Origin of the sequence: Saccharopolyspora oryzae (assembly GCF_027853915.1) — a bacterium.
Taxonomy (GTDB): Bacteria; Actinomycetota; Actinomycetes; order Mycobacteriales; family Pseudonocardiaceae; genus Saccharopolyspora; species Saccharopolyspora oryzae.
The window spans coordinates 14568-30039 of record NZ_JAQGLA010000081.1; the positions used below are offsets into that span (position 1 = coordinate 14568).

Annotated in this window: 14 protein-coding genes and 1 pseudogene; 6 read left to right on the top strand and 9 right to left on the bottom strand. The window is 70.8% G+C overall.

Translation table 11 applies throughout. The features are described 5' to 3' along the window. Nucleotides 1–58: 58 nt before the first annotated feature. Both OU415_RS31280 and OU415_RS31285 read left to right on the top strand, forming a co-directional pair. Nucleotides 59–697 carry a TetR/AcrR family transcriptional regulator gene (locus OU415_RS31280; RefSeq protein ID WP_270953064.1) on the top strand — a complete coding sequence of 213 codons (639 nt, stop codon included), beginning with the start codon at nucleotides 59–61 and terminating at the stop codon, nucleotides 695–697. Next, nucleotides 694–2334 (top strand): MDR family MFS transporter, encoded by a 1641-nt coding sequence (locus OU415_RS31285; protein WP_270953065.1) that lies wholly within the window; start codon nucleotides 694–696, stop codon nucleotides 2332–2334. Before OU415_RS31280 ends, OU415_RS31285 begins: the two co-directional genes overlap by 4 nt. A 502-nt stretch (nucleotides 2335–2836) precedes the next feature. On the opposite strand, the gene OU415_RS31290 is transcribed toward OU415_RS31285, so the two are convergent. The 9 genes and pseudogenes from OU415_RS31290 to OU415_RS31330 form a co-directional block, all read right to left on the bottom strand. After that, entirely contained in the window at nucleotides 2837–3589 is a 753-nt protein-coding gene (locus OU415_RS31290) for an SDR family oxidoreductase (protein ID WP_270953067.1), read from the bottom strand. Nucleotides 3590–3686: 97 nt separating this feature from the next. Beyond that, complete coding sequence (locus OU415_RS31295) at nucleotides 3687–4049, bottom strand: hypothetical protein (protein WP_270953069.1); 363 nt, start codon at nucleotides 4047–4049, stop codon at nucleotides 3687–3689. 69 nt (nucleotides 4050–4118) lie between these two features. Beyond that, entirely contained in the window at nucleotides 4119–4601 is a 483-nt protein-coding gene (locus OU415_RS31300) for a hypothetical protein (RefSeq protein WP_270953071.1), read from the bottom strand. After that, the gene (locus tag OU415_RS31305) at nucleotides 4598–6409 is read right to left on the bottom strand and encodes a glycoside hydrolase family 15 protein (RefSeq protein ID WP_270953072.1); all 1812 of its coding nucleotides are present in this window, start codon (nucleotides 6407–6409) and stop codon (nucleotides 4598–4600) included. The genes OU415_RS31300 and OU415_RS31305 overlap by 4 nt, the downstream gene beginning before the upstream one ends. Before the next feature lie 59 nt (nucleotides 6410–6468). Next, nucleotides 6469–7278, bottom strand: a complete 810-nt coding sequence (locus tag OU415_RS31310) for a MaoC/PaaZ C-terminal domain-containing protein (protein WP_270953073.1) — start codon at nucleotides 7276–7278, stop codon at nucleotides 6469–6471. Beyond that, entirely contained in the window at nucleotides 7275–8378 is a 1104-nt protein-coding gene (locus OU415_RS31315) for an acyl-CoA dehydrogenase family protein (protein WP_270953074.1), read from the bottom strand. Before OU415_RS31315 ends, OU415_RS31310 begins: the two co-directional genes overlap by 4 nt. A gap of 60 nt (nucleotides 8379–8438) precedes the next feature. Then, a pseudogene (locus tag OU415_RS31320) lies at nucleotides 8439–9595 on the bottom strand (acyl-CoA dehydrogenase family protein). A gap of 24 nt (nucleotides 9596–9619) precedes the next feature. After that, nucleotides 9620–11272, bottom strand: coding sequence for an AMP-binding protein (locus OU415_RS31325; protein WP_270953075.1), 1653 nt, complete (start codon nucleotides 11270–11272; stop codon nucleotides 9620–9622). A gap of 92 nt (nucleotides 11273–11364) precedes the next feature. Next, a complete protein-coding gene (locus tag OU415_RS31330; RefSeq protein WP_270953076.1) occupies nucleotides 11365–12120 on the bottom strand; it encodes an SDR family NAD(P)-dependent oxidoreductase in 756 nt (251 codons plus the stop codon). Nucleotides 12121–12362: 242 nt separating this feature from the next. Between OU415_RS31330 and OU415_RS31335 the strand changes: the two genes are divergently transcribed. The 4 genes from OU415_RS31335 to OU415_RS31350 form a co-directional block, all read left to right on the top strand. Further along, nucleotides 12363–12632: a metal-sensitive transcriptional regulator gene (locus OU415_RS31335; protein ID WP_270953077.1), complete on the top strand. Its 270-nt coding sequence runs from the start codon at nucleotides 12363–12365 to the stop codon at nucleotides 12630–12632. A 282-nt stretch (nucleotides 12633–12914) separates the two neighbouring features. Beyond that, a complete protein-coding gene (locus tag OU415_RS31340; protein WP_270953078.1) occupies nucleotides 12915–14321 on the top strand; it encodes an MBL fold metallo-hydrolase in 1407 nt (468 codons plus the stop codon). Nucleotides 14322–14349: 28 nt separating this feature from the next. Then, nucleotides 14350–14925 carry a rhodanese-like domain-containing protein gene (locus tag OU415_RS31345; RefSeq protein WP_270953080.1) on the top strand — a complete coding sequence of 192 codons (576 nt, stop codon included), beginning with the start codon at nucleotides 14350–14352 and terminating at the stop codon, nucleotides 14923–14925. Nucleotides 14926–14929: 4 nt separating this feature from the next. Continuing rightward, on the top strand, nucleotides 14930–15472 hold a 543-nt coding region (locus tag OU415_RS31350), incomplete at its 3' end, for a sulfite exporter TauE/SafE family protein (RefSeq protein WP_270953082.1).

The following is a 15472-nucleotide window of genomic DNA, read 5'->3' on the forward strand; positions in this document are numbered from 1 at the left end:
GAGAACACACGAAACTTCGGTGCACTCTGAGCACGAGGGTGCAATAATGCACTATGCAATGAAACGTGCAACAGACGCGCGCAGGCGGCGCATGGCCGCGACCGCCGCGCAGATGACTTCGCACGCTCGCAGGCTGACCGCCGAACGCGGCTTGTCCGGGTTCACCGTCGAGGAGGTCTGCGAGCAGGTCGGGATCTCCCGGCGCAGCTTCTTCAACTACTTCGCTTCGAAGGACGACGCGGTCCTCGGAGTGCCCGCCCGCAGGGACGACGACGAGCTCACCGCCTGGTTCGCCGCTAGGGGAACCCCGGAAAGCCCCGGGGTTTCGGCGAACCTACTCGACGACCTCGCCGAGCTCGCGGTGCACCGCTGGGACACCTCCGGCATCACCGCCGAGAGCGTCCAGGACGTGCGCGCCGCGTTCGAGCGCGAGCCCAAGCTGTTCACGAAGGGCCTCGAGCGGATGTTGCGCGACGAGCAGACCGCCGCGGAGCTCGTCGAGCGGCGCGAAGGCCTGCCGCCCGGTGACCTCCGCGCCGCTGCCGCCGTGCAGCTCGTCCAAGTCCTCTGCCGGGCTGCCGCGCGGGAATTCCTCGACTCGAACAGCGAAGACACCTTCGCGGAGATCCTGGCGCGCCGGCTCGCCGCCGCCCGCGAGCTCCTCGCTCCGACCCAAGACCCCGAACGGAAGCCATGACAAGCACCGCTCCCGCACCGCTGCTGCTGACCCAGCGGCGGATCTGGATCATCTTCAGCGCGCTGATCGCGGGCATGCTGCTCGCCAGCCTCGACCAGACGATCGTGTCGACCGCGATGCCGACGATCGTCGGCGACCTCGGCGGCGTCGAGCACCAGGTGTGGATCACCACCGCCTACCTGCTGGCCACCACGATCGTGATGCCGATCTACGGCAAGTTCGGCGACGTCCTCGGCCGGCGCCGGCTGTTCCTGGTGGCGATCGCGCTGTTCACCCTCGCCTCGGTGGGCTGCGCCGTCGCCACCGACTTCTGGACGTTCGTCGTGTTCCGGGCCATGCAGGGCCTCGGCGGCGGCGGGCTCATGATCCTTTCGCAAGCGATCATCGCCGACATCGTCCCGGCCAGCGAGCGCGGCAAGTACCTCGGCCCGCTCGGCGGCATCTTCGGCCTGTCGGCCGTCGGCGGCCCGCTGCTCGGCGGGTTCTTCGTCGACCACCTGACCTGGCAGTGGGCGTTCTACATCAACATCCCGATCGGCATCATCGCGTTCGTCATCGCGCTCGCGGCGCTGACGCTGCCGAACAAGAAGGCCACCCAGCCGATCGACCTGCTCGGCGTCGTGTTCCTCTCGCTGGCCACCACGTGCCTGATCTTCTTCACCGACTTCGGCGGCGACAAGGCGCACGGCTGGAGCGCACCCGAGACGTGGGCCTGGGGCGCCGGTCTGCTGGCCTCGGCGATCGCGTTCGTCATCACCGAAGCCCGCGCCGCGGACCCGATCATCCCGCTGAGCCTGTTCCGCAACCCGATCTTCATCAACGCCACCGCGATCGGCCTCACGCTGGGGCTCGGCATGTTCGCCGCGATCGGGTTCGTGCCGACGTTCCTGCAGATGTCGTCGGGCACCTCGGCGGCCGCCTCCGGCCTGCTGATGCTGCCGATGATGGTGGGTCTGCTCGGCACCTCGATCACCTCGGGCGCCATGATCACCAAGACCGGGCGGTACCGGCTCTTCCCGATCCTGGGCACGATCATCACCGGTGCGGCGATGGTCATGATGACCACGCTGACCGCCGACACCCCGATCTGGCTGATCTGCGCGTTCCTGTTCGTGTTCGGCGCGGGCCTCGGCCTGATCATGCAGGTGGTCGTGCTGGTCGTGCAGAACGCGGTCCCGCCCGCCATGATCGGCACCGCGACCAGCACCAACAACTACTTCCGCGAGGTCGGCGCCTCGCTCGGCGTCGCGGTGTTCGGCACGATCTTCACCACCCGGCTCACCGAGAACCTCACCGACGTCTTCACCACGGCGGGAGCCTCGGCGGCCGACGCGTCGACCGCCACCGCGACGCTGGACCCGAAGACGCTGAGCCAGCTGCCCGGACCGATCCGCGACGGCGTGGTCACGGCCTACGCCGACGCCCTCGCCCCGGTCTTCTGGTACCTGCTGCCGTTCATCGGCATCGCCTTCCTCCTGGCCCTGGTCCTCAAGCAGATCCCGCTGTCGGACGTCGCCGGCCTCGTGGCCCGAGGCGAAGCGGTCGGCGGAGAGGAAGCGGAGCGCCTCGAAGCCGAACAGCGCAACACCAAGAAGCCGGAACCGGCTGCCGCCCAAGAAGAAACCCCCACCCCCTGACCCGCACCGTCTCCCCGGGTGGTGTCGATCCCACCAGAAATCGACACCACCCAAAGCCCAAGTCCCCTGCCCGAGCCCTCAGCCCCGGTGCTCAGGGCCCGGTGCTCAGGGCCCAGGGCCCAGGGCTCCGGGCTCCGGGCTCCGGGCTCCGGGCTCCGGGCTCCGCAATTTCAATGGAAATTGGATATCCGATTTCCATTGAAATTGCGGAAGTTCTCCACAGGGAGCCGGACTTGTCCACAGGTGTCGGCGTGTCGGGCACCCGAAATTCCGTTGAAACCGCAGTTTCAATTGAAACTGCGGATCCACTCGGCTCGGTGCGGCAGGGGCCGGGCGATGATCCGTACGCCGACTGGGGCTGCTTGGAACGAGTGGCGGCGCGCGGGGTCGGTTCCCCACCGGGCCCGGCGGGGTGACGACGCCAGCGGGCCACTACGCCCTGTCCGGACCGCGACTGCGAAGCGCTGCTCGCACCGTCAAGCAAAACGAGCCTGGAAACGCCTCAAGTCGCGAAGAGGAAGGCCGGGGGTTCTCCTCCTCCGTGGCATTCGATCGCCGCGCCGCTGACGTAGGAGGCCAGGTCGGAGGCCAGGAAGAGGGCGACGTTGGCGATCTCCTCCGGCCTCGCCATGCGGCCCAGCGGGATGGTGCGCTCGATCGCCGCCACGCCGTCGTCGCCACCGTAGTGGTCACCGGTCAGCTCGGTCCGGCACAGGCCGACGTTGATCGAGTTCATCCGCACCTTCGGCGCCCACTCCACCGCCAGCGAGCGGGTCAGCGAGTCCAGTCCGGCTTTCGCCGCGCCGTACGTCGCCGTGCCGGGTGAGGGGCGGAGGGCGCTGATGGACGAGATGTTCACGATCGCGCCGCCGGTGTCCTGCTCCTGCATCGCGGCGTTGGCGGCCTGGGCGACGAGCAGCGGTCCGGTGAAGTTGAGGTCCACGATCTTGCTGTGGAAGCGCGGTGAGGCGTCGGCGGCCATGACGTACGGCGATCCCCCGGCGTTGTTCACCGCCACGTCGATGCGGCCGTGCTGTTCGAGCAGGCGATCCATCATGGCCTGCACCGACTCCGCGTCCCGCACGTCGCAGCGCAGGTGCGTCGTGCCCGGCGCCGGTTCGTCCACTTCGGACCGGGCGCAGGTGACCACCTGAGCGCCGGCCGCCGCGAAGGCGGCGGCGATGGCCCGGCCGATGCCCTTGGTCCCCCCGGTGACCAGGACGACCCGTCCCGCCATGTCCAGCTCAACCGCCATGCGCACCTCCGGCGCTCGACTACCCGCCAAGCAAACGTTAGGTTGATGTGGCCGGGCGATCAAGCGTTGATTCCGCCGAACAGGACCGCGAAGCGGACTACCGGTCGCGCAATTGGTCGCGGACGGCCTTCTCCGCGGGGTCCAGTTCCTCCAGGGCGAGCTGGATCGAGCCCATCGCCGACCCCGTCTTCAGGGCGAATCGCGCCTGGGACATCGCTCGGGTCAGCGGGGTTCGTTGGTAGGTGTCCGCCGCCTTCTCCGCCGCGCGGATCGCACTGGCCGCGGACGCGAGGCGCTCCTGGAGCTGATCCCCCTCGGCGTCGAGCAGCTCCGCAGCGCAGGAGGCGACCTTGTCGGCGACCCCGTCCAGCTCGCCGGCACGCTGGATGCAGGACGGCGTCTTGAAAGTCGCCAACAAAGCACGGACCTCGCGGAGGCCCTCTGCGGCATTCACGTGCATGCGACCATGATGCAGGATTCCCGAACACGGCTGGCTTTCGGCCGCGCAGCCCCGAGGAGAAGCTGCTGCTCAAGGAGCGCTGGAGAGGAATCCGCCGACGAGGGCGCCGTAGACGACGTGTCCCAGCAGCGTGACCGCCGGTGTCGCCACTCCGTAGTTGAGCAGCAGGAATCCCGGCGGTTCGAGCAGCGCCGCGCGGGGAGCGCTGGTGAGGTCGGTCCCCATCCGCGGGTGCACCACCGGCAGCAGGAGGTTCACCAGCGCGGTTCCGGCGAACAAGCCGTGGACCAGCCCGAACAGCGCCCCCAACCACCAGCTGCTGGTCCCCAGGGCGACGAACAGCCCGAAGTAGCCCAGCGCGAACAGCTCCCCGAAGAGGAAGTGCGCCAGGTAGCCGAGAGCTTTCGCGCGCGAGCGGTTGACCGCGAGGACGGTGCCGAGCAGGAACGGGAGGTCGATGCGGGTCAGCTTGAGCTCGTTCGCCGCGCGCAGCGCCGTGGTCAGCACCAGGGTGCCGATGAATCCGCCGGCGAGCGCTCCCCAGATCGTCACGACGTCCTCGCCTGCTCGGTGATCGCGCAGGCCGCGCTGATCAACGCCAGATGCGTCAGGCCTTGCGGCATGTTCCCCAGGAAATCCCCGGTGGCGGGGTCGATCTCCTCGCTGTAGAGGCCCACGTCGTTGGCCAGTCCGACCAGCTGGTCCATCAACTCCGCGGCCTCGTCGACGTGACCGCAGCGGGCGAACGCCTCGGCCAACCAGAACGAGCAGGCCACGAACGCCCCCTCGGTCCCCCGCAGACCGTCTTCGCCCGCGTAGCGCTGCACGAACGGCCCGCGAGCCAGGTCGCGGCGAACGGCCTCGATCGTGCCGTGCATCCGAGGGTGCTGCGGACCCGCATAACCGCGCAGCAGGCCGAGCAAGACGCTGGCGTCCACCTCCTCGGCCCCGGCGCTGCGCACGTAGCTCTCCTGGTCCTCGCTCGCACACCGCGTTTCGACGAAGTCCTCGATCGCGCCCTGCTCGCGCCGCCACGCGCGTGCGTGCCGACGGGAAAGCACCCCTCGTTCGACCAAGCGCAGCGCGCGGTCGAGGGCGATCCAGCACATCATCTTCGACTGGGTGAAATGCCGGGGCGCGCTGCGGACTTCCCAGATCCCCGCGTCCGGCTCCCGCCAGATCGCGCAGACGAGATCCGCCACCCGCGCCAACCGTCGAGCGATGTCGGCATCGAGCCGACCGCCGGCCATCGCGTACGCCCAAGCCGTTTGCAGCAGTTCGCCATAGGTGTCCAGCTGCAGCTGCTCGACTGCGGCGTTGCCCACCCGCACCGGCGCTGACCTGCGGTACCCCTCCAGCTCGAGCTCCCGCTCGGGTGCGCGGGCGCCGCCGTCGAGGCGGTACAGCGGGCGCAGGCGCGGTTCGGTCAGCTGGGTGGCGTGCATCAGCCACCAGAAGTAGGCCTGCGCTTCGCCGGGGCACCCGAGCGCGAGGAAGGCGTCCAGGGTGAAGACGGAATCCCGCAGCCAGGAGAACCGGTAGTCCCAGTTCCGCCCGCCGCCGATCTCCTCCGGCAGCGACGAGGTCGCAGCGGCGGCCACCGCGCCCGACGGGGCGAACACCAGCAGCTTCAGGGCCAGCGCGCTGCGCGCCACGAATTCCTGCCACGGTCCGGCGCCGGAGCGGTCCCGCAGCCAGTCCTGCCAACGACGGCCCGTCTCCTCCAGCCGCGCCGTGCACTCCGAGCGCGCGGGCAGCACCAGCGGTTCCTCGTGCGCGAAGCTCAGCGCGAAGTCCGCCTGCGCCCCCATCCGGATCTCGAATCCACCTTCGATCGCATCACCGGTGCAAACCGGTTCGCCCGCGCCCCACGTGCACACGGCGACCGCGTCCGCACCTGCCGACGCCATCGGCACGCCTGCTCGCCGGCTGATGCGCGTGGCCGCGGTGCCGTAGTCGAAACGGGGCCGCACCTGCCAGCGCACGGGCACTGCCCCCGACAGCCCTTCGACCTTGCGGACCAGTTCCCGGCTCGGTGTCAACGCCGTTCCCGGCAGGGTCAGTGCGTCGGTCACCCGGACCGCGCCCTCGGCCGTGGTGAACGTGGTCTCCGCGACGTTCGTGTTCGGGAGGTACCGGCGGTTCACCTGGTACGGCACGTCCGGTTCCAGCGCGAAGCAACCTCCCCGACCCGCGTCGAGCACGGCGCCGAAAACCGTCGGCGAGTCCAGGTCCGGGATCGTCAGCCAGTCCACCGAACCGTCCCTGGCGAGGAGGGCGACGGTCCGGCCATCCCCCAGCGCCGCGTAGTCCCGCAGCGGCGCATACCCCGCCCGACGCGGTACAGCGAACGTTCCCACCGCCTCAGACTGCGGCAACGCGGCAGAACCCGGCCAAGGGCTTTCTGCCCTGCCGGTGGTCAGCCGAAGCCGACTTCACCGCCGGTCAGGACGGTGCGCTCCCCCACCTCCGCGGCGAAGGCGACCGCGCTCGCGTCGGAGCCCCAGCAGCCGACCGAGAGCTCGTCACCGGGGAAGACCGGTCCGGCGAAGCGCCCGGTCAACCGGCGCAGGTCGGCCGGGTGCGCGTCGTACCGCTGCGCCACCGCCAGCGTCGTGGCGGCCAGGCTGCACAGGCCGTGCAGGAACGGCTTCGGCTGACCGGCCGCTTCGGCCGCCGCCGGATCGATGTGCATGTGGTGGCGATCGCCCAGCAGCCGGTACAGCGCCGCCTGGTTCGGCGAGGTGGCCACCGCCAGGCGGTGCTCGGGTGCGGTGCGCTGCGGTTCCGGTCCGGCCGGCCCGCGTTCCCCGCCGAACCCGCCGCGGCCGGGGGCGAACAGCACCCAGGTGGCCGCGAAGCAGTCGCTCTCCACCGCGACCTCGAAGACCGCTGCCGAGCCCTTGTCCCACACCTCCGCCACCGAGGCCTTCATCGTCAGGGACCCGAATCTCGGCAACGGGCCCAGCACTTCGAGCCGCTGGGCACCGTGCACCGCGGTCCGGACGTCGAACGCGCCGCGCTCGCCCAACGCGTCCGGTGCCCACTGGGCCAGGGTCAGCGCGAAGGTCGGCAGGACTCGCAGGCGTTCCTCGAAGACCAGGTCGAGGTCCGCCGCCGCGGCACCCACCGCCAGCGCGTAGAGGATCGCGTCCCGCTCGGTGTAGTCGACGGTGCGGGTTCCCAGGTCGACACCCCGCCACTCGCCCGCGAAGTCCTGGCCGGTCACGAGGCCACCTCCTCGGCGGCCAGGAGCGCGCCCAGGTCGGCGAGGGCGGCTGCCGCGCCGCCGAACGTGCTGGAGATCTGCTTGCCCCACAGGAAGTAGCGGTGCGCCGGGTAGTCGACGTCGACACCGATTCCGCCGTGCACGTGCTGGGTGCGGTGCACGACGTCGAGCCCGGCCTGGTCGGCCCACCACTTGGCCACCAGCACCGCGCGATCGGCGTCGGCGGCCCCGTCGGCGAGCGAGGTGAGCGCCTGCCACAGCACCACCTCCGCGGCTTCGACGTCGATGTAGCAGTCGGCCAGCTGGTGCTGGACCGCCTGGAAGGTGGCCAGCGGTCGGCCGAACTGGTGGCGTTCGGCGAGGTATCCGGCCGCGAGCGCCAAAGCGCCTCGGGCAACGCCGGTTTGGATCGCCGAGAGAGCGACGGTGGCGCGGCGCAGGGTCTGGTGCAGCGCGTCATCGCCCGGGACTCCGACCGCACGGCCGGTGGCCCCGTCGAGGTGGAGGTGCGCGCTCAGGTCCCGGGTCGTGGTCTCGGCCTGCTCCCGATGGATCTCGTGCTCCACCAGGAAGAGCCCGGGACCGCGATCGGTCGTCGCGGACACCAGCACCGCATCGGCCCCCTGCGGGGACGGCACGACCGCCTTGGTCCCCGAGAGCCGCCAGGCGTCGCCTTCGGCAGTCGCGGTGCAGGTGGGCGCGTTCGGTTCGGCGGGCGCGAACTCCTCCAACGCCAGGGCGAGCCGTGCCGACCCGCTGGCAGTCGCCCGCAGGTACCGGCCTCGCTGCTCGTCGTCGCCGTGGGTGGCGATCGCCATGGCGGCCACCACTGCGCTCCACAGTGGAACAGGCGCGACGAAACGACCCTGCTCGGCCAGGAGAACGCACAGTCCGTCGAGGCCGAGCCCCGCCCCGCCGTGCTCCTCCGGCAGGGCTGCACCCACCAGCCCGGCCTTGGCCAGCTCGGCCCACAGGTGCTCGTCGACGCGCGTCTCCGACGCCTCCACCTCCCGGATCCGGTCGGTGGTCGCCTGGTCGGTGAAGATGTCGCGGGCCAGGTCCCGGACCGCGACCAGTTCCTCGCTGAGGTGGCAGTCCACTCGGTGCTCTCCTTGCTGGTCAGGTCACGCGCAGAAACGAGGGTGTCCCCTCTTCGCAGCTCATCTGCCCCGCGGCAGGCCGAGCCCCTGGGTGGCGACCATGTCGCGCAGCACCTCGTTCACGCCACCGCCGAAGGTGTTCACGATGCCCTGCCTGGACAACTGCTCGATCTGTCCACCTAGGACAGACGCAGGCGATCCGGGGCGGATCCGCCCGGCCGCGCCGAGCACCTGGGTCAGGGTGCGCTGCACGGCGATGTGCGTCTCGGTCCCGTACACCTTCACCGCACCGGCCGTCGCGCCGGTCAGCGCACCTTCGGCGACCGCCGTGGTCATCTTCCAGTTCATCAGCCGCATCGCTTCGAGCTCGGCGTGGGCGCGGGCCATCTCCTGCTGCACCCAGGGCTTGTCGATCACCCCGGTGTCCTTGGCCCAGCGCAGCACCTGCTCCCAGAGCTGGATCATCCGCCCGCCGAGCGCGGCCAGGCCGATCCGCTCGTGGTTGAGCTGGGCGGTGATCAGGCGCCACCCCCGTCGACCTCGCCGACGACGTGGTCCGCTCGCACCCGGACGTCGTGGTAGTAGGTGGCGGTGACCACCATGCCGCCGACGGCGTGGATGGGGCTCCACGAGAATCCCTCGGCATCGGTGGGCACCACCAGGATGGAAATTCCCCTGTGCTTGGGCACTTCGGGGTCGGTGCGGGCGGCAAGCCAGACGTAGTCCGCGGTGTTCGCTCCGGAAGTGAAGATCTTCTGCCCGTTCACCACGAACTCGTCGCCGTCGCGCACGGCCCTGGTCCGCAGCGAGGCGAGGTCGGTGCCCGCGTCGGGTTCGGTGTAGCCGATGGCGAAGACGATGTCGCCGTTGAGGATTCCGGGCAGGTAGGCCTGCTTCTGCGCTTCCGTTCCGTGCTCCATCAAGGTGGGGCCGACGGTGTTCACCGTGACGAACGGGAACGGCAGCCCGGCGCGCTGGACCTCGTCGAAGAAGACGTACTGCTCCTCGACCGACCGCCCCTGGCCGCCGTACTCGCGCGGCCAGCCGATGCCGAGCCAGCCGTCCCGGCCCAGCGCCTTGACGACCTCCCGGAACCGGGATCCGCCGACGCCCTCCTCCCCCACCGCCCGGCGTTCGTCCGCCGGGAGCAGACCGGCGAAGTAGTCGCGCAGCTCCTGCCTGAGCCGGCGCTGCTCCGGCGTCTCGCGCAGATCCATGGGGGATGTCCTCGTTCCTGTGCTCTAGGGGAGGAAGCGCAGCCGGCCGTTCGCGGCGAACTGCTCGCGCAGGTCCTGCTTGTCCTGGTCGGTCATCCGCAGGTACTCCGGTGCGCCCCGGCCGGGCCACCAGTGCACCTCGTCGGGCGTGCGCCACCCGTCGGCCTGCATCTCCTTCTTGCGGAGCTTGTTCGAACCCGTCGTGGGCAGCCGCTGCGACACCCGGACGAAACGCGGAATCCCTTTGCTGCCGAGGTCTTCCTGCTCGGCGAGGAACTCCGCCAGCCGCAGCTCCTCGAACCCGACGCGGGTTTCGACGGCCGCCATCACCTGGTCGCCGGAACGCGGGTCCGGCACCGCGAAGACACCGGCCGCGACGATGTCGGGATGCCGCCGCAGGACCCGTTCGACCAGCAGCGCGGAGGTGTTCTCGCCGTCCACCCGGATCCAGTCGCCCGACCGGCCCGCGAAGTAGAGGTATCCCGCGGCATCGGTGTAGCCGAGATCGCCGGTCCAGTACCAGCCGTGGCGGACGCGTTCGGCGTTGGCCGCCGGGTTCTTGTAGTACCCCTCGAACTTCGCGGCGCCTTCGGTGTTGACGATCTCGCCGATGGCCTCCTCGGCATTGCGCACCCGGCCGTGCTCGTCCAGCTCCGCGGGCGGGCACGTCGCGCGCGTCGCCGGGTCGACCACGAGGATGCCCGCGTGCGCCGGGACGCCGAGCGCCGACGGCGGACCGTCCGGCGCCTGGTTGATCATCCCCGCGCCCTCGCTCGACCCGTAGCCCTCGTACAGCTTCGCCCCGAAGCGCCGCTTGAACTCCGCCTGGTCCTCCGGCGAAGCCTCGGTACCGAACCCGTGCGTCAGCGTGTTGTCCGCGTCATCCGGTCGTTCCGGCTGGGCGAGGAGGTAGCCGAGCGCCTTGCCGACGTAGGTGAAGAAGGTCGCTCGATAGTGGCGCACGTCCGCGAGAAATCCCGACGCGGTGAACTTCGGCGCGAGCGCCACGCACGCCCCCGCGAGCAGCGCGGGCGCCCACAGCGCCATCAGGGCGTTGCCGTGGAACAGCGGCATGCAGCAGTAGCAGACGTCGTCCCGACCGATCCGGTACTTCTCGGTGTTCTGGCGGGCCAGCCCGACGAGCCGCCCCTGGGAGCAGATCGCGGCTTTCGAGGCCCCGGTGGTGCCGGAGGTGAACAGCAGCAGCATGCGCGTTTCGGCGCTGACCGACGGATCGCGAACCGGCTCGACAGGTGTCAGCTGCTCGGCATGCTCGGGCGAGTCCACGAGCAGGAACCGGTCCCGCGCCACCCCGATGTCGAGGGGCTCCAGGATCTCCAGCCCCGCCGCATCGGTCACCACCAGCTGGAGATCGGTGTGGCGCACCTCCGCCTCGAGGTCAGCACCGCGACGAGTGGGGTTGATGCCCACCACCGTCGCCCCGCTGAGCGCGGCCGCACCCAGCCAGAGGACGAACTCCGGAACGTTGTCCAGGAGCACTCCCACGTGGAACGGGCGGCTCTCGTCGCGCAACCGGCGGAGCCGGTCCGCGCGGGCCGCGCTGTCCCGGACCACCTCGTCCCAGGTCCAGGTCCGCTCCCGGCTGCGCAGTCCGGGCCGGTGGTCACCGACCCGGTCGAGCAGCAGATCGGCGATCGTGCCCAGTCGTTCGCTCATCGGCCCTCGCGGTTGCAGGAGACGTGCGGAACGCCGCGACGGTAGGGCGGTTCGGCGGTCCCGCACACCGTCCGGTCCCGCTCACCGGGAAGTCAGCCGAAGAAGGCCTGGCCGCCGTCCAGCGGCACGGTGGCACCGGTCAGGTAGCGCAGGTCCGGACCGAGCAGCGCCACGACCGCACGTCCGATGTCGGCTTCGCACTCGCCGATGCGGCCGAGCGGGATGGATTCGACGAACTCGGCGGCCTCCTCCGGGTTGTGCTCGGTCCAGGCCTTGAGCCCGGGTGACAGCGCATGGGGCGCGATCGCGTTGACCCGGATCCCGTCGCGTCCCCACTCCGACGCGGCAGTCCTGGTGAGCGAGCGCAGCGCTTGCTTCGCCGCGGCGTAGGCGCCGTAGGTCGAGGTGTCCCACCGCACCATCGCGGAGGTCACCAGGTTGATGATCGAACCGCCGCGCGCCTTCAGGTGCGGGTGGCAGGCCTTCATGAACGCGAACGCGGCGAACGGCGCCGTCCGGAACCCCCGCTGGAAGTCCTCGTCGCTCGTCGTCAGCAGCGGGCCGAAGCTGCCGCTGTAGGCGTTGTTGACCAGGACGTCGACCCCGCCCAGCGTCTCCACGACCTGCCCCACCAGCGGCGGGATGGCAGCGGTGTCGGCGACGTCGATCGGGAACGGCTCGGCCCGGCCGCCGCGCTCGCGGATCAGCGCGCAGGTGGCGCTCAGCTTCGCTTCGGTGCGCCCGGCCACCGCCACGGACACCCCCTCGCCGGCCAGCGCCAGCGCGATGCCCTGCCCCACGCCTTGTCCCGCGCCGGTGACCAGCGCGACCTTGCCCGCCAAACCCATCCCAGCACCTCCGCGCTTCCGCCTGGCCCCCACAGTGGAGTGATCGCCGGGGTTGCGAGCGCGCTGTCCCGCTCAGCGGGATCAGGACCCTGGCGAATCCTCCGCCGAAGCGGATCAGCACAATGCCCGGAGTCGGGCAGGGCGCCCCGAGGCCGCGCGCCGAGCAGCGGACGTGCGTTGAGCCACAGGGACGAGCCATTCGGATACCCCCCGGGGTACCTTCTCATCAGGAGGCGAGAGACATGCAGATGCAACCAGAACTGCTCGGCGATGCGCTGACCCGGCTGAAGCGCGCGAAGGGCCAGCTGGCCAGCGTGATCGAATCGATCGAGGAGGGCGACGACTGCGCCGCGGTGCTCACCCAGCTGGCGGCCGTCTCCCGAGCCCTGGACCGCGCGGGCTTCAAGATCGTGGCCAGCGGCATGCGCTACTGCCAGCAGGCCAGGGAAGACGGCGAAGAACCCCCGATGACCGAGCAGGAGCTCGAGCGCCTCTTCCTCGCCCTCGCCTGAAAAAATTACATATTGACTCGTCTTGCGTAGCGGTGCGGGTAGCGGAACCTCAGACGCCGTCTGAGCTCCGGGATCCCCGACTCATGTATGACCAATACACAACGCTGGGGCTGTCCTCGTCAGACGACGCCTGAGAACCCGCGGCGGTGCAAGCGCCGAGGGTGAGCTAAACGCCTCCGGCGTTTCAAAACAAAGACCAAGATAGAGCCAACCCCCGCCCGACCTGACCGACGGACACTTGTGTCCCATCTATACCCCCCGGGGTATGAGAGGTGAATCGACGTGACGGAACGCCCCCTGACCGACGGCCTCCGCGTCGAGGTCCTGGAGACCTCCTCACTGGGTGACCGCAGCTACCTGGCCACCGACGGTCGACGCGCCGTGGTGGTCGACCCCCAGCGCGACATCGACCGCATCATCGCCGCGGCCGGGCGCCTGGGCGTGCAGATCGCGCTGGTCCTCGAAACCCACGTGCACAACGACTACGTCTCCGGCGGCCTGGAACTGGCCCGCCTGACCGGCGCCGAGTACGGCATCGCCGCCGCGGACGACGCGCCGTTCGAGCACCTCCCGCTGCGGGACGGCGACCTGCTGGAGGTCACCGACCGCCTCCGGGTGCGCGTCGTGGCCACCCCCGGGCACACCTTCCACCACCTGTCCTACGCGCTGGAGGACGCCGGCGAGGCGATCGGCGTGTTCACCGGCGGTTCCCTGCTCTACGGCACGACCGGGCGCACCGACCTGCTCGGCACCGAGCACAGCGAGGTGCTGGCCCGGCACCAGTACCAGTCGGCGCGCAAGCTGGCCGACCTGCTGCCCGCCGGGGCGCGGATCTGGCCGACGCACGGGTTCGGCAGCTTCTGCTCGGCGACGCAGGCCAGCGGCGACTCGTCGACGATCGGCGAGCAGCGGTCGGTGAACCCCGCGCTGTCGTTGGCCGAGCACGACTTCGTCGAGACCACGCTGTCCGGCCTCGACGCCTACCCCGCCTACTACGCGCACATGGGCATCCGCAACATCACCGGCCCGGAGCCCGTCGACCTGCGCGCACCGGCCGAAGCGACGCCCGCCGAGCTCGCCGAGCGCCTGGGCCGCGGCGAGTGGGTGGTGGACCTGCGGTCCCGCAAGGCCTACGTCGACTCCCACCTGGCCGGCACGATCAGCCTCGGCTTGGACGGCCCGATGGCGACCTGGCTGGGCTGGATGATCGAGTGGGGTTCGCCGATCACGCTGGTCGGCGAGTCGAGCGAGCAGATCGCCGACGCCCAGCGCGAGCTCGTCCGCATCGGCATCGACCGCCCCGCCGCCGCGGCGACCGGGCAGCCCGCGGAACTGGCAGCCGACGAGTCCCAGCTGGTCAGCACCATGACCGCCACCTTCACCGACCTGGCCGCCGCCCTCGACGGCGAGCCCGGTGCACGTCCGAACGCCGACGTCGTGCTCGACGTCCGGACGAACAACGAGTGGCGCGCCTCGCACGTCGACGGCGCCGTGCACATCCCGCTCTACGAGCTGGCCGACCGGATCGACGAGGTCCCGGCCGGTTCCGTGTGGGTGCACTGCGGCAGCGGCTACCGGGCCGCCGCGGCAGCCTCGCTGCTCGAATCCGCCGGGCGCACCGTCGTCGCCGTCGACGACGCGTTCGGCGCCGCCCAGTCCTCCGGCGTTGCCCTCACCGCCGGTGCATGACGACCGCCCTCACCGAACAAGGAGAAGCATGACCGACTCGTCCTCGATCGACGTCGCAGCCGCGCGGAAGCTGGTGGCCACCACCCCCGGGACCAGGCTGATCGACGTGCGCACCCCCGGCGAGTTCGCCGCCGCGCACATCCCCGGCTCCCGCAGCGTTCCGCTCGACCTGCTGCGCGCGAAGTCCGGCCTGACCGTCGACCACTCGGACCCGGTGGTGCTGGTGTGCCGGTCCGGCGCCCGCGCCGAAGAGGCCCGGGGGCTGCTGGCCACCGCCGGGATCGACCGGCTCGTCGTCCTCGAAGGCGGCATCGAAGCCTGGGAGCGGACGGGCGCTCCCGTCAAGCGCGGCGCCGGGAAGTGGGCGATGGAGCGGCAGGTCCGGCTGACCGCGGGATCGCTGGTGCTCACCGGAATCCTGGGCAGCCTCGTCGCCCCGAAGATGAAGTGGCTGGCCGGTGCGATCGGCGCGGGGCTCACCTACTCCGCGCTGAGCAACACCTGCGCCATGGCCCGGGTGCTCTCGATGCTGCCGTACAACCGGACCCCGGAGCAGGACGGGCCGGCGCTGCTCGAGGCGCTGACCTCGTCCGCGCAGCGCTGACATCATGGTGCTGGCCATCGTTTTCGGCGTCGTGATCGGTCTCAGCACCGGACTGCTCGGCGCCGGCGGCTCCATCCTGGCCGTCCCCGCGCTGGTGTACGGCGTGGGCCTGCCGATGAGCGCCGCGGTCCCGACCGCGCTGGTCGTGGTGGCGGCGTCGGCGATCGGCGGGCTGAGCTCCCGCAGCCGGCTGGACCTGGTGCAGTGGCCGGTGGCGATCATCTTCGGCATCGCCGGGATTCCCGGCACGTTCGCCGGGACGGCGCTGGGCCGGTCGCTGCCGCAGGACTGGCTGATGCTGGCCTTCGCCGCGCTGATGATCGTCGTCGCGCTGCGCATGTTCCGGGGCAACGACGCGCACGACGGCGTGTGCCGCAACCCGGACGGCAGCATCGACCACCAGCGCTGCCTGCCGCGCTCGGCGGCCGCCGGGGCCGGGGTCGGCACGCTGACCGGGCTGTTCGGCGTCGGCGGCGGATTCGTGGTCGTGCCCGCGCTGGCGATGCTGCTCGGGCTGACCGCACCGCAAGCCGTCGCGAACTCGATG

Excerpts from the sequence above, each read along its gene's own strand:
- OU415_RS31295 (WP_270953069.1), bottom strand. The coding sequence starts at position 4,049 with ATGCACGTGAATGCCGCAGAGGGCCTCCGCGAGGTCCGTGCTTTGTTG.
- OU415_RS31345 (WP_270953080.1), top strand. The coding sequence starts at position 14,350 with ATGACCGACTCGTCCTCGATCGACGTCGCAGCCGCGCGGAAGCTGGTG.
- OU415_RS31335 (WP_270953077.1), top strand. The coding sequence starts at position 12,363 with ATGCAGATGCAACCAGAACTGCTCGGCGATGCGCTGACCCGGCTGAAG.
- OU415_RS31285 (WP_270953065.1), top strand. The coding sequence starts at position 694 with ATGACAAGCACCGCTCCCGCACCGCTGCTGCTGACCCAGCGGCGGATC.
- OU415_RS31325 (WP_270953075.1), bottom strand. The coding sequence starts at position 11,272 with ATGAGCGAACGACTGGGCACGATCGCCGATCTGCTGCTCGACCGGGTC.
- OU415_RS31290 (WP_270953067.1), bottom strand. The coding sequence starts at position 3,589 with ATGGCGGTTGAGCTGGACATGGCGGGACGGGTCGTCCTGGTCACCGGG.
- OU415_RS31330 (WP_270953076.1), bottom strand. The coding sequence starts at position 12,120 with ATGGGTTTGGCGGGCAAGGTCGCGCTGGTCACCGGCGCGGGACAAGGC.
- OU415_RS31280 (WP_270953064.1), top strand. The coding sequence starts at position 59 with ATGAAACGTGCAACAGACGCGCGCAGGCGGCGCATGGCCGCGACCGCC.